Consider the following 13,668-nt stretch of genomic DNA (forward strand, 5'->3'; position numbering starts at 1 on the left):
TTTTCTTAGGCAGGATTTTTTTATTTTAGAATGTCGTCTTTTATTTTTGCAAATTCCGCTTCTGTCAGGATTCCTTGATCCAGTAAATCTTTCATCTTCAAAAGTTGTTCGGCCTTGCTTAATTGGTTCTCGGATGCTTTCTCTTGATTAGCAGGTTGGATATTTTCGTTTAAGCTGGCTAATATCTTTGGTGCCTCATCTTCTGTTAGAACAATTTTAATCATTCCTTCTAAAGAGGTGACCTCCAATATATCTAAACTGGTTTCTTTGATCAAACGAAGCCCTTGCAGATTCGCCAATGGAATAACTTTGAACGCATCACCGATTATTCTCTTTTGTCCCATGATAAAACGTTGGTTCGTTAACGCGTAAGCATAAAAGCCGTCATTTTTTGTAGCAGATGTCCGATTATGCAGACCAATAAAACAAATCAAGACTTCTTCATCAGGTCCTAGATGATTTTCAAGTACCGAAAAAAGTCTTTCGCCCCATTGGCGGTCTGACCCTGAGAAGAATTCGACTTCTTGACAGAATTGGTACATTTCCTCAGCAGTTTTCATGATCCACCCCTTTGATGTGTTAGTTTCAGTGTAGCAAAACTTGGAAACGCAAACAAATTTATTTTTGAGCGAGCTTTTTCGAAGGTGTTTGTGAGTCTGGTGGTCTGAGTGGTTATGGACTGATAGCTAACTCCGTATAAGGGAATCATTTTTCGGAAAGCGCAAAAAAATGAATTGGATTGTCGTCACGCATATCATTCTACTACACCTGCTAAAGCAGGTTGTAGAACTGACAAAAAACCACCATAGCCGTCACTATGGTGGAAATGAAGGTTGTTATTTACTCTTGGTAGGAGTAAGTATGAAAAACCAATTCGGGATAATTGGTATGAATTCATGATAAAGCATTCAGTAAATGAAATCATGAATAGCTGTTTGTTAATCGCTAAGAAATGTATTAGAAAAGACTTATGCAAATTACAGTAAAATTTTTCTGTTTATTTCATAATGAAAGGGTTGCATTTCATTTTTAGGATATTGATTGCTATGGTACACTTGGGTTGGAAGATTTAATTAGGAGGGTACATTTATGGCAAATATCAGTAAAAAGTTACTAACTGAATTGACTTCAGAAGAGGCAACCGGTCCGTTTATCACATTTATGTTGAATACTCACCATGCGCATCAAGACGTTGAAAAAGATCAAATCATGTTTAAAAACTTTGCTAAAGAAGCGAAACGGCGCTTTGAAAAGAAGTACACTGATCACAGCTTTGAACCATTCCAAGAAAAAATCGATCAATTATTAGCAGATGGAGATTTTTGGCGCAGCGGCACGAAAAGTGTTGCGGTAATCTTAACCGAAGATGAAACGTATATTCATCGTTTAAGTATCGCAGTGGACGATCAGTATTATGTCAGTGATCTCCCATATCTATTGGCAATCATAAAAAACGCGCAATTCAACTATTCATACTATTTAATGGCTTTAAATAGAGACTCTATGAAACTTTACCTTGTTCGCAACAAAGAAGTTGAGGTGATCGAGCTTCCAGAAGGCGCACCGAAAGATATCGTGACAGCTTTAGGTGACGAACTAACGGGTGGTAATCTAAGCGCCTCATCTAGGGGCGGAGATGTTGGCAGTGTTCATGGTGTCAGCACTAAGGATGAAGAAGTCGAAATTGACTGGGTAAATTATTATCAAGCGGTTGACAACTTCCTGAAGGAACTGGATAATCCAGAACAGTTACCAGTCTATCTTTTTGCTTTGCCAGAAAATCAATCACAATTCAAAAAGATTGCTAAAAATCCTTTTTATTCGGATAAAGCAGCGATCAGCGGATCTCCTGCTCAAGTAACGATCAATGATATCAAAAAGGAAGCACAAAAAATAGCGGATCAGTTAGCTGAGGTAGAAACACAAACCAATCAAAAGTTGATCAATCGAAAATTTATCGATCAATTGGTAGATATTGTACCGGCAGCAATAGAAGGGAAAATTTCTCATTTATTTATTGCAACATCAAACCTTGTTGATGGCTACGGAGAAGACCCTGATATTGAGTATGATCGTCGTCAAGTACTAAATGAAATTACCGACAATGTTATCAAAAATGGTGGACAGGTCTTTGTTCTAGACCAAAAAGATGCACCAGATGAAAAAAGCTTATTGGCGATTCTACGGTATTAGCGAGCAAATATTTCAAATACATTAAGAAAAAATTTTTTAAGCGATAACCTAGTGTTATCGCTTTATCTGTGTTATACTTCTAATTGTAGTTTTTGTACGGTAATATTGGCAAGTTTGTTTCAGACAACATCTTTCCTATTTCACCATTCAAGTAATTACAAAATTAATTTTTATCCTAGGAGGATGTTTAACATGGAACAAGGTACAGTAAAATGGTTCAACTCAGAAAAAGGCTACGGATTTATCACTGCTGAAAACGGAAATGACGTATTCGTACATTTCTCAGCTATCCAAGGCGACGGCTTCAAAACTTTAGAAGAAGGTCAAGCAGTGACTTTCGACGTTGAAGAAGGCCAACGTGGACCTCAAGCTACAAACGTTAACAAAGCTTAATTTTAGTAGACTTTTATGCCGGATGCGAAAGCATCTGGCTTTTTTTTTGTGCCTAGACACCCAATTTCGGACAAAACTTTGTCCGAAACAAATAAACTACTATTCCCTTTTGTTTTTCATTGATGGAGCTCGAGATGGGTTATATGAGTGATGAACAGAAAAAAAGAATGGTCATTAAGGCAGTATTGATCAGCATAGGAACCATTGTAGTTTTCAGTATTCTTTGTGGGAAGCTGTCTGAGGGATTGCCGATAGATTTACCACAAAATATTTTCCAGAAAAATCAACATTTTGTCGCAATAGTTGGTAATAGCACTTTTGAAATTCACAGTACCTTGTTTTATCCAGCATTAATGGGCTTCATTTATAAGCTTAAGGAAGTTCAATATGGCGTGATTCCGAGGGAACCCTTTATTAGAAAGAATTTTTTATCGGTAGTTGCGGTTTCCTTATTCTGTAGTTATGTACCAGTTTTTGTTGAGATGTTGATAAATAGTTAGAAAAATAGGTATTCGAGTTACCGGATTGGAATGGAGGAATAGAATGATTTTTGAGTTAGGTTTGTTTGTATTTTTTATGGGCTGGATTTGTATTCTTTTGTAGGACTATTCTCCTTAATAAGGGTCTTGAAAGGTGCATATTGCTATGATGAATTAGAAAGGAAAGTAATTTTTGATGCATTTGCTATAAGTATGAGGATTATTCTTATCGTCAATCTGAGCTTTCGTTTGTATTTCCTGTTGAATGGACAGGATTCGTCTCACTAGGAGGATTTTATAATGGAGGATTGATAAGCGATTCCCTATTACAATTTGATAGTTTTCTATTTGACTGTTCTATTATTGGGATTTGTTATATGACTCGCCGATATCACTTCGGGCTAATTCAAAAAAGAAATATTATTTTGCCGATTATTATCTTCCTAGTACTTCTAATCAGATCTTTTCTTGTTTTGTTAATGCTGAGATAGGTAGCGCTCGTCACTTACATTTGAGTGAGGAGTCTATTCACTCGTTCAAGACAAAATAACCTATTTTTATGATCGTCCTTCAAAAATGGAAGGGATTAATAGTATAATGATAATTATTTGTGAAATGATTGCTAAGGAGTGTTGCACGATTTTCATGAATGATTGAAAATTGTTGAGATGGAGTGATTAAATGGAAAAGCATTTGAAAAAGGCAAAAACATGGAATATGGTTATGATTGTACTGACACTGATCACAGTTCTTATGGGAATAGTCGAGATTCCGAAAACGTTGAACCCGAGATTTATCGAGAATGAGGTACTAGGAGATTTTAATCGGCAAATGTTTAATTACTTAAATAGTCCGCTGACAAAGACTATTTCTATCTTATCATTAGTAATTTCGATAGTTTTGTTGGTTCTTTATTTTAGAGCAAATAAGAGTTTATCAGAGGATATTATACCATCAAAATTGCCGTACTATTTTTATATTGGATGGAGTCTCGTGTCTTTAGCCATTGGATTAGTGATGGCACCTAAGATGGAAGTAGAAGGAGTCAATATCTCTTTCGTTACGACAATTGTGGGAATTGTTACGAATTTCATATTCTTTATTCCTGCAATTCTAGTGATTATCAATCTATTTAAAGCCGAGCCAGAGGAGTAGCGAATGAAAAAGAGAAAAATGACAAAAAAGCAAAGAATTCGGTGGAGCATTATTGCAGGAGTGGCAGCATTAGTAGTATTTATCGGTGTTCTTGCTTATTCCCAAATGAAATCGACAACAGTCAAAGAAAATCAATTCAAGACAGTGACATTGAAAAAATCAGATCCACTGACTTTTAATGGGATAGTGGAAGCGACCCACACGCAGGATTATTATTTTGATCAAACGTTGGGGAAGATTTCTGAGATCAATGTTCAAGATGGACAGGAAGTCGATCAAGGCACGACGCTCTTAAGCTACACCAACACGGAATATCAAGAGCAGGCGGATGAACAGAGTACGAACCTGGATAAGCTGTATCTCGCCGTATCAAATGCACAAGAATCTTTGGCTATGGCCCAAGATAAGCAGGCGAAAGAGCAGCAAAAATTGAATGACGCGATCACAAACTATAATAATACGAATGAAAATAGTGAAGAGGGCGCTGCAAAAAAGGAACAATACAATCAAGAGAAAACGCAGTATGAAAGTAGTGTGGAGGCTGCTGGCGAGGCAGTCGTTCAGGCGCGACAAGCGCTGGAAAGTGCCAATGTGGAGCTGAACTCAGCTTCGCAAAGTGTGACGAAGATGCGGGGAAAAGTCAGTTCAACGATTGCCAGTGCAACAAAAGGAACGGCCTATATCAATGAAAAAGGCAAGAATGATCCTTCAGTACCAGTAGTAAAGATTGTCAGTAATGAGGTCACGATCTCAGCCAAAACATCTGAGTATGATTACCCGCAGGTCCATCAGGACGCGGCTGTGACCATCAAACCGATCACGACCAATCAGGAGATCGCGGGAACAATCACCCATGTAAACAAATTACCTGACCAAGCAGAGGCTGCTAGTCAAGCTGGAGCAGCGACCGGAGCGGCAACCAGTTCAGTTTCCAATTACAGCTTCATCGTGAAGCCGACAGAGGAATTACAGTACGGCTATAACGTCCAAGTTGTCCTGCCTCTGACTGAGATTCGTATACCGAAAAAAGCGGTCAGGGAGACTGGTGACAGTCATTACGTCTTTGCTTATCGTAAGGGGAAAGTTCGAGAAGTGACTGTCGAAGTCGAGGACAAAGGCGACTACTATCTTTTGAAGAATGGTCTTAAGGATGGCGATCGGATCATTTCAAATCCTGACAAATCATTACGCGATGGTCAGGAAGTGGCGGTGGACTAAATGATCGAACTGAAAAATATCAACAAGTACTACCGCAATGATGAAGAATCGCTGCATGTGTTAAAAGACATCAATCTTAAAGCCGATGCTGGTGAAATGATTGCGATCATGGGACCATCCGGATCAGGCAAATCAACCTTGATCAATCTATTAGGCTTTATCGATACAAAATTTGAAGGTCAGTATTTATTTGAAGAGGAGAATCTAGTGACGACCACTGATGATCGTCTGTCTAAGACACGTAACCAGATGGTCGGCTTCGTTTTTCAAAATTTTAGCTTAATCGAAAACTACACGGTCTACGAAAATGTGGAGCTGCCGCTGCTTTATAATGGCTATGGCTTCCATCAAACGAAAGAAAAGGTGATGGCAGTATTAGAAAAGGTCGGGATCGCGGACAAGGCCGAGAAGCATCCGCGCCAACTGTCCGGTGGTCAGCAGCAGCGTGTTGCGATCGCGCGTGCCTTGATCAATCAGCCGAAGTTTATTATCGCCGATGAACCAACCGGGGCTTTGGATACCCATACCTCAAATGAGATCATGGAGCTGTTTAAGGAGTTGAATCGTCGTGACCGGGCAACGATCTTTTTAGTGACTCATGATCCAGAAGTCGTTCCTTATTGCACGCGTCTCGTCAAAATCAGAGATGGTGCGATCACTGATGACAAGGCGGTGAACGAAGCATGAAGTTCTATGTAAACTGGCGTTCGTCTCTAGGGTCAATCTTTAAGAATAAGAAACGCAGCGCGTTGACCATGTTTGGGATCATCATCGGAATTGCGGCCGTGATCGCAATTTTATCAATTGGACGTGGCTTTGAACGGGATACGATTGAGAGTCTGACCTCAGATGATTCAGAAGAGCTGAAGGTGGATATCAATTTTATCCCCAACAATGATGCGTTATATTCTTCTAATATTGATATGATCCAGTCTTCTGATTTCAGCATGTTGAAAAATGTTGAAGGGATCAAGTCCGTAGCGTATCCGAAACCAGATTTGAGCTACATCTATAAAGAGGTGAAGGTAAAAGATAAGACGAATCATTATCGCATAGGGGTCGTTTCTGAAAAGGGCAAGTCTGTGCGCTATGGACGAGCAATCAGTGCTTACGATAATCAAACCCAAAATAAAGTCGTGACGATCGATACCAACTTAGCGAAAGATCTTTTCGGATCAGCTAAAACCGCGGTTGGTCGTGGTTTCGAACTAGATAAGCAAGTATTTACGATCATCGGTGTTTTCCCAGCCGGAGCACAGGAAACGATGTTCTCCGAAGGGACAACCAAAATCCTGCTGCCGCGCCAAACCTACATCCGTTTCTTCGGAAATGAGCAGGATACAAGCACCGTTGTTCTGACGTTGGAGGATGGGGCTCAGCTCAATAAAGTGACAGATAGAGCGATGAAAAAGCTGAAAGACGCCGGAGCAATGCGCCAGCAAGGGGAATATCAGGTTTCTAATATGGCAATGATGACCGATGGGATCAGTCAGGTACTGAGTACGATCACACTTTTCATCAGTGCTGTTGCAGGAATCTCATTGTTCATTGCCGGCGTCGGTGTGATGAATATGATGTATATCTCTGTTTCAGAGCGGACCAAAGAAATCGGGATACGCCGAGCATTGGGGGCGACCCGCGGCGCGATCCGCATGCAATTCTTACTTGAAGGGATGACCTTGACGCTCGTTGGTGGGGTCATCGGCTATCTGTTAGGAATGATTGTCGCCTATGCGATCGGGAATGTGATGGATATCTCGGTATCTGTTGATCTGTTTACCGTCGTTCTGGCGGTGGGTGTTTCCAGCGGAATCGGCTTGATCTTCTCAGTCATGCCAGCTTCTGAGGCAGCGAAGAAAGATCTGATCGATATTTTGAGGTAAAAAAATTTCATTAACATAAGCGTTCATTAAGCTATCTCAATTTTGGGATAGCTTTTTTTGGAAAAAAAGAAGGCTAGCAAACACTAGACTTCCAATTTTTCTTTGAGCGCTTCAGTTAGAGTGGCTGAAAAGTTAATCCCAGCCTCTTTACCCAGATCATTCAAATACTGGGGGATTGTCAGTGTTTTCTTCACTGGCTTACTATCAAATTTCTTACGATAAAATGCCAGATCAATATCGATTGGGATCAATAAATCCCCAGACTCTACTTGGATACTTTGATGATCAGTGGGAGTCGGGAAGCCTTCTTTTTCATCTTCCGCATCAATCAACCATCCAGCTAGTAAATCTTTTGCCATGTATAAGGCTTCATGCATATCCTCACCAAATGTTGAAGCATCGTTTAAATCAGGAAATACCACATTAATACCATCCTCAGCAAAGCTAAACACAGCATAATAAATCACCATATAGATCAATCCTTTCGTAAGCTTATCTTAAGCCAGCCTGCTTAAAAATATTGTTCAGTGTTCCAATTGGTATATCTCTGTGACTGTGAAACGGCACAGGGACCTTCCCTTTCTTAGTCGGATGTTTGTAGAATCTATGGCTCCCTCGTGGAGAATCAAAATACCAGCCATCGCTTTTGAGAATCTTAACTACTTGTTTAGCATCCATTTCTAACATCCTTCACATGATTATTTTAACACGTATAAATACACGTGTAAATGCATGAGCTAAGGGTCGATATTTCTATATGGTCTGAGGCGGCTGATAAAACATGAAAACCATGCCCATTATTAAAATACGAAAACAATTCAAAATTGAGTGAAGAAAAAATTAGCCGATTCGATCTGGCTTCTTACTTACTTGTTTTCACAGATTTAACTTAATATACGATTAGGTCCGAGTTAGTTTCATTAACGAAAAAAGTCCCGCAGGCTCATAGTATCATTCCTATGAGTCTGCGGGACTTTCCCAATTTTTTAGTTTATTTCTTGCGTTGCTGTTTACCGGCATTGCGCCCGTTGGCATTTTTATTTTTGTTTTTAGGCTGGTTTACTTGTTTTGGTTGAATAGGTTCAGCCTTTTTAATCGGTTTTGTGACTACTTGTTTTGGTGGATTTTTCTTTAATTCTTCTTGAATCTGCGCTTTGATACGAGGACGCATCAAGACGTTTGTGATGAAGGTTTGGATACAACTGAAAATCCCACCGATTACCCAGTAAAGCGCGACACCCGCAGGTGAAGTGAAGGACATGAACACAATCATCAACGGTGAAGCGATCATCATGCTACGCATCGTTTTCTTCTGCTCTTCAGGCACGCCGATCAAGGAGATGTACCCTTGAAGTAGGTAAGCGACACCGACGAAGACCACTAACAGATAACTCGGCTTAGCGAGGTCAATCCCGATAAACGTCGAATGCTGAATTCCTTCTGAGAAACGAGCAGTGTAGTACAATGCGGAGAAGATCGGCATTTGGATTAGCAATGGTAAACAACCCATACCGCCCATCATGCTCACATTGTTTTCCTTGTAGACTGCCTGCATTTCACGCTGTGCTTCCATTTGTTCTTCTTGGGTCGTAGCTTGTTTTACTTTTTCTTGTGCAGCGTCAATTTGTGGTTTGATCGACTGCATTTTTTCTGATTGGATCAAAGATTTCTTCGATTGGTTGATTCCTAACGGCATGATGATCAAGCGTACGATGATCGTCAAAACAATGATCGCTAAGCCGTAAGACCAGTCGAAACTAGTAACCATCCAATTTAGGAAGTTCTCCAGTGGAACAACAAGCATTCGATAGACAAGACCTGAAGTATCTGGCGTGCCATCACTATTTGAACGGACACAGCCGGATAATAGTAAAAGAACGCCCAAAAGGCCGGAGCCTAAAAGCCAATTTTTAAATTTTGTCATTTATTTCTTCCTCTGCTAATAAAAATTTATACAGGAAATACTATACTAGATAACACAAGCCTTTTCAATCTAATTCGAAAAAAGTCAGGGAACCTTGTCAATTTTTTAATACACAACATTGAATTGATCGTAGTCCTTAATGGTAGGGTCTTCATATTGCTCAATGTGGGAAACGCGGGCAAACGGATTTTGCGGAACCTTGAGTTTTTCCAGCAGCTGATCGATTTGTTCTCTCGTACCGACTGCTTCGATCGTCACGCTGCCGTTGTCTTCGTTTTTGACCGTACCGGTCAATCCAATCTCCACGGCCATTTGATATGTTGTATAGCGAAAGCCGACACCTTGTACACGTCCAGTAACATTTATATGTTTTTTCATCAGAAAACCTCCTATTTATTTTTCTCTTATTCTCTATGATAACGAGTTTTGCTGGTTGTTACAAGAATTCACGTGCTATAATGGCAGACGAAATGATAATTGAGCGAGGAGAAACACGTTGAAGGAAATCCAATCAAGTAAAAATACATTAATCAAAGAAACCAAAAAATTGCAGCAAAAGAAATATCGCCAGCAGACAAATAGCTATTTATTGGAAGGCTTTCATCTGATCCAGGAAGCAAAAGCCGCCAATATCACGCTGAAGGAAGTTTTTATCAGCCAACGGGGATTGAACGAATGGTCTGACTGGGTCGAAGAAAATCTGGCAGACTATTATTTAGTATCCGATGAGGTACTGAAAACACTAGCCAGTCAGCCAACCCCGCAAGGTATGATCGCTGTGGCAGAGATGCCGCAGGAAGACTCGACAGATTATTCAGGTGCTTGGTTGCTACTTGATAATGTCCAAGATCCCGGCAATGTTGGAACGATGATCCGAACAGCTGATGCGGCTGGTTTTGCTGGAGTTATCTTAGGACAAGGCAGCGCGGACCTGTACAATCCGAAAACGTTACGCAGTACACAAGGAAGTCTTTATCACCTATCTGTGAAAAATGGAGACTTGGCAGAGATCATCCCTCAATTCCAACAAGCGGGTAGTCCAGTACTAGGAACAGCCTTAGATAAAGAAGCTAAAGAGTATCTAACAGTAGAAAAAATGACTGACTTTGCATTAGTGATGGGAAACGAAGGACAAGGAATGGCGCCAGAATTACTGGCTATGACCGATCAAAATATTTACATTACGATTAAAGGACAAGCTGAATCCTTGAACGTCGCGATTGCTGCTGGCATTCTAATGTTCCATTTTCTTAAATAAGTCTTCACATTTTTATAACTGTTATTAAGGAACCCTTAAACTTTTTTCACAAAGTCATGGAAGCCTATTCAACTAATGATAGCCGTGTTATAATGGGCGACAGAACGAAGAAAAGGGGCTTTTTATCCATGACAGAAAACTGGCGTGATGACGAAGAATACGTTTCTTATATTGAGGATTTACTAGCTACCGATGAAGTCCAAAGACTAGCAGATTACACCCAACATATGAACTCAACAAGACTGGAGCACTCAATCAGTGTTTCTTACAATAGCTATAAATTAGCAAAACAATTCAATGGCGATGCAAGAGCGACTGCTCGTGCGGGTCTGTTACATGACTTGTTTTACTATGACTGGCGGACAACAAAATTCGATGAAGGTTCACATGCTTACATGCATCCACGGATCGCTGTGAAAAATGCAGAGAAGATCACCGAATTGTCTGACCTTGAACGTGATATTATTATTAAACATATGTGGGGGGCAACAATCACTCCTCCGAAATATAAGGAAAGTTATATCGTTACGATGGTTGATAAATATTGCGCCATTAAAGAAGCAGCCGTGCCTTTAGTAGACAGATTCAATTCCTACAAAGCGCGCTTAAAGAAAGAATGGAACTAACTAAACAATTTTAGGCACCAAACATTTTGTTTGGTGCCTTGTTTTTGCCAGTTTTTCTTCTTGCTTTAGCAAGTTAGAAAATGGTATGCGAAACGAAAATAAGCCTCATTTTTCTGATCTTTAGAAAAATGAATACCTCAAAAAGAGATAGCCTCAAATGCTAATTTTTATTTATTATTATAGCAAGTAAAACAGTTTACTAAATAAGAAATTCAGTCATAAAGCAAAAGCAACTATTTAATTCATAGAAAGTGAGGTACAAAATTATCAAACCAAATGTAGCGAAACAATTATTTTTTGCGGTCATCGGAACATTTATCGCAGCGATCGGTATTCGTCTGATCGTCGTCAGTGGCCTAGGAGCAGATGCGATCAGCACGTTAGTCTTAGGCATCCTGCAGCATGTTCCATTAAAGTTCGGCACAGTCAGTATGCTCTTTAACGGTATCATTTTAGTCATAATCTTTCTTTATGATCGGAAAATGATCGGACTTGGAAGTATTATCAACAGCTTTGGCATCGGTTTTTGCTTAAACTTATTAGACTGGATGGGGATTCTACATACGATTCCTGAGAGCATGGGGCATTTGTCAATCATCGTTGGAGCTATCGTATTCGGTTTTGGCACGGGCGTTTATTTGTTAGCGGATTCAGGATCAGGAGCCTATGAATCGTTGATGATCCTATTAAAGCGCGTACTGAACAGTTCGGTCAAAGTCGCGCGGATCATTTTAGACGCGGCCTTCTTTTTGACTGGCTTCTTACTAGGCGGACATATCGGCTTAGGTACATTGATCGTGCTCATATTGATGGGTACTTCCTTAGAATTCACCTTGAATCATTTGCCGAAGCTGCGATTTTTCCGAGTGCAGGAAGCAAAATAGATGAATTTTACCGTTCGCGGCTCATTTTCCCTAGTATCTATAGGGGGAATTTGCTACAATGAATAAGGTTCATTTTATAGCAGATTCGGGTCCGATTCACGATCCATCGAATTTTCAGATAGAAAAATTCGAACATATAAAATAGGAATAGGAGTGCTTAATAATGATTGCAGCAAGCGACTTACGTGCAGGTATGACCTTTGTTCAAGGCGACAAATTGATCAAAGTATTAGATGCCAGCCACCACAAACCTGGTAAGGGAAATACGGTTATGCGTATGAAATTACGCGACGTTCGTACAGGTTCAACCTACGATACGACGTTCCGTCCAGATGAAAAATTTGAAAAGGCGATGATGGATACAAAACCTGTTCAATATTTGTATAGCCAAGATGATATCGCTATTTTCATGGATCTAGAAACCTATGAACAATACGAAATTCCAATCAAAACCGTTGAAGAAGAAATGAAATACTTGCTTGAAAACATGGAGTTGAACATTCAATTCTATGGCGATGAAGTTATCGGCTTAACCTTGCCAACTACTGTGGTCTTGAAAGTGGTTGAAACCCAACCATCAATCAAAGGCGCGACAGTTACTGGTTCAGGTAAACCAGCAACAATGGAAACAGGTCTAGTCGTGAACGTTCCTGACTTTATTGAAGAAGGCGAAATGCTGGAAATCAATACCCAAGAAGGTACGTACCAAAAACGCGCGAATAAATAATAGAGGAAACACCATGATCACAAACGGATCGTGGTGCTTTTTTTGTTTGATTGAGAGAATAAAAAAATAGCAAAGTTGTTGACAATAGTTCGGTACCGAACTATAATAACAAACGAAATAAAGTTCGGTACCGAACTTTTATGATAAAAGAAGGGGATTTTAATATGAGTGAGTTTACAAAAGACTTAATGCGACAATTACGTTTTATCAGTTCTGCCAGCAATGCGTTCATGAGCAAGAGACAAAAGCTGAACGGTCAGCAACGTGTAATAGCGATTTTAGCAAAAGAAGATGGGCTGATTCAAAGTCAATTAGCTGAGATTTTAGATATCCGTCCAAGTTCATTAGCTGAATTAATGAAAAAGATGGAAAAAAGCGGAGATGTACTACGAAAAGAAGAAGAAAACGATAAACGAATCAAGCGAGTTTTTTTAACCGAAAAAGGAAAACAAAAAGCGCAAAAATTCAGCTACGTCAGTGAGGATATGAGTGAGGCATTCTTTGCAGGGTTAACCAAAGAAGAACAAGAAAACTTCAGTGAGTATATGCAAAAAATTTCTGCCGGGTGGCAAGAGGAATTTCAAAATCAAGCGGGACGTTTTGTTGACCCAATGGATCGTTTGCGACAGATGCAAGCGATGCGTGAGAAGTTCGCAGAAAACTGGCAAGAGGATTGGCAAAATCTCTCACGAGAAGAACAGCATCGTCTACGCAATCAAATGAGACGAGAGATGCGAAACGCGTCACGAGATTTTTCGCGTAATTTTAATCATGATTTTCGCCAAAATTTCTGGGGCAATCCCAATTTTTGTGATGGACCGGATAAGTCAAAAGATTCAGACGATACAGAGTGGGAAGATTTTTAACAGTTAGAAGTGGTGAGTTTTTCATTGGAATAACTCTCATTACCACGAATTAGGAGGTAATA

At 39.9% G+C, this 13,668-nt stretch carries 17 protein-coding genes; 12 read left to right on the plus strand and 5 right to left on the minus strand.

The window, feature by feature from the left end; translation table 11 throughout:
• Positions 1 to 20: 20 nt before the first annotated feature.
• Positions 21 to 560: an SHOCT domain-containing protein gene (locus AC4J95_RS12350; RefSeq protein WP_494550148.1), complete on the minus strand. Its 540-nt coding sequence runs from the start codon at positions 558 to 560 to the stop codon at positions 21 to 23.
• 529 nt (positions 561 to 1,089) lie between these two features.
• Between AC4J95_RS12350 and AC4J95_RS12355 the strand changes: the two genes are divergently transcribed.
• The 7 genes from AC4J95_RS12355 to AC4J95_RS12385 all read left to right on the plus strand — a co-directional run bounded on the left by AC4J95_RS12355 (position 1,090) and on the right by AC4J95_RS12385 (position 7,321).
• Entirely contained in the window at positions 1,090 to 2,193 is a 1,104-nt protein-coding gene (locus AC4J95_RS12355) for a baeRF6 domain-containing protein (RefSeq protein ID WP_494550149.1), read from the plus strand.
• A 192-nt stretch (positions 2,194 to 2,385) separates the two neighbouring features.
• Positions 2,386 to 2,586 carry a cold-shock protein gene (locus AC4J95_RS12360; protein WP_010745638.1) on the plus strand — a complete coding sequence of 67 codons (201 nt, stop codon included), beginning with the start codon at positions 2,386 to 2,388 and terminating at the stop codon, positions 2,584 to 2,586.
• Positions 2,587 to 2,720: 134 nt separating this feature from the next.
• Positions 2,721 to 3,086 carry a hypothetical protein gene (locus AC4J95_RS12365; protein ID WP_494550150.1) on the plus strand — a complete coding sequence of 122 codons (366 nt, stop codon included), beginning with the start codon at positions 2,721 to 2,723 and terminating at the stop codon, positions 3,084 to 3,086.
• A 660-nt stretch (positions 3,087 to 3,746) separates the two neighbouring features.
• Positions 3,747 to 4,220 carry a hypothetical protein gene (locus AC4J95_RS12370; protein WP_494550151.1) on the plus strand — a complete coding sequence of 158 codons (474 nt, stop codon included), beginning with the start codon at positions 3,747 to 3,749 and terminating at the stop codon, positions 4,218 to 4,220.
• 3 nt (positions 4,221 to 4,223) lie between these two features.
• Positions 4,224 to 5,438 (plus strand): efflux RND transporter periplasmic adaptor subunit, encoded by a 1,215-nt coding sequence (locus AC4J95_RS12375; RefSeq protein ID WP_494550152.1) that lies wholly within the window; start codon positions 4,224 to 4,226, stop codon positions 5,436 to 5,438.
• Positions 5,439 to 6,125 (plus strand): ABC transporter ATP-binding protein, encoded by a 687-nt coding sequence (locus AC4J95_RS12380; protein ID WP_494550153.1) that lies wholly within the window; start codon positions 5,439 to 5,441, stop codon positions 6,123 to 6,125.
• Positions 6,122 to 7,321: an ABC transporter permease gene (locus AC4J95_RS12385; protein ID WP_316405409.1), complete on the plus strand. Its 1,200-nt coding sequence runs from the start codon at positions 6,122 to 6,124 to the stop codon at positions 7,319 to 7,321. The genes AC4J95_RS12380 and AC4J95_RS12385 overlap by 4 nt, the downstream gene beginning before the upstream one ends.
• Positions 7,322 to 7,404: 83 nt before the next feature.
• On the opposite strand, the gene AC4J95_RS12390 is transcribed toward AC4J95_RS12385, so the two are convergent.
• The 4 genes from AC4J95_RS12390 to AC4J95_RS12405 form a co-directional block, all read right to left on the minus strand.
• Positions 7,405 to 7,791, minus strand: coding sequence for a type II toxin-antitoxin system HicB family antitoxin (locus AC4J95_RS12390; protein ID WP_494550154.1), 387 nt, complete (start codon positions 7,789 to 7,791; stop codon positions 7,405 to 7,407).
• Positions 7,792 to 7,813: 22 nt separating this feature from the next.
• Entirely contained in the window at positions 7,814 to 8,008 is a 195-nt protein-coding gene (locus AC4J95_RS12395; RefSeq protein WP_494550155.1) for a type II toxin-antitoxin system HicA family toxin, read from the minus strand.
• 304 nt (positions 8,009 to 8,312) lie between these two features.
• Positions 8,313 to 9,245 (minus strand): membrane protein insertase YidC, encoded by a 933-nt coding sequence (gene yidC / locus AC4J95_RS12400; protein WP_494550156.1) that lies wholly within the window; start codon positions 9,243 to 9,245, stop codon positions 8,313 to 8,315.
• Positions 9,246 to 9,350: 105 nt separating this feature from the next.
• Positions 9,351 to 9,623 carry an acylphosphatase gene (locus tag AC4J95_RS12405; RefSeq protein ID WP_316405407.1) on the minus strand — a complete coding sequence of 91 codons (273 nt, stop codon included), beginning with the start codon at positions 9,621 to 9,623 and terminating at the stop codon, positions 9,351 to 9,353.
• A gap of 118 nt (positions 9,624 to 9,741) precedes the next feature.
• Between AC4J95_RS12405 and AC4J95_RS12410 the strand changes: the two genes are divergently transcribed.
• The 5 genes from AC4J95_RS12410 (at position 9,742) to AC4J95_RS12430 (ending at position 13,606) form a co-directional block, all read left to right on the plus strand.
• Entirely contained in the window at positions 9,742 to 10,503 is a 762-nt protein-coding gene (locus AC4J95_RS12410) for a TrmH family RNA methyltransferase (protein ID WP_494550157.1), read from the plus strand.
• A gap of 128 nt (positions 10,504 to 10,631) precedes the next feature.
• Positions 10,632 to 11,129, plus strand: a complete 498-nt coding sequence (locus AC4J95_RS12415) for an HD domain-containing protein (RefSeq protein WP_316405405.1) — start codon at positions 10,632 to 10,634, stop codon at positions 11,127 to 11,129.
• Positions 11,130 to 11,380: 251 nt separating this feature from the next.
• Complete coding sequence (locus AC4J95_RS12420) at positions 11,381 to 12,013, plus strand: YczE/YyaS/YitT family protein (RefSeq protein WP_494550158.1); 633 nt, start codon at positions 11,381 to 11,383, stop codon at positions 12,011 to 12,013.
• Between the two features lie 163 nt (positions 12,014 to 12,176).
• Positions 12,177 to 12,740 carry an elongation factor P gene (efp, locus tag AC4J95_RS12425; RefSeq protein ID WP_494550159.1) on the plus strand — a complete coding sequence of 188 codons (564 nt, stop codon included), beginning with the start codon at positions 12,177 to 12,179 and terminating at the stop codon, positions 12,738 to 12,740.
• A gap of 164 nt (positions 12,741 to 12,904) precedes the next feature.
• Complete coding sequence (locus AC4J95_RS12430; protein WP_316404757.1) at positions 12,905 to 13,606, plus strand: MarR family winged helix-turn-helix transcriptional regulator; 702 nt, start codon at positions 12,905 to 12,907, stop codon at positions 13,604 to 13,606.
• Positions 13,607 to 13,668 lie beyond the last annotated feature (62 nt).

Source organism: Enterococcus sp. GPZ-007 (assembly GCF_059374735.1).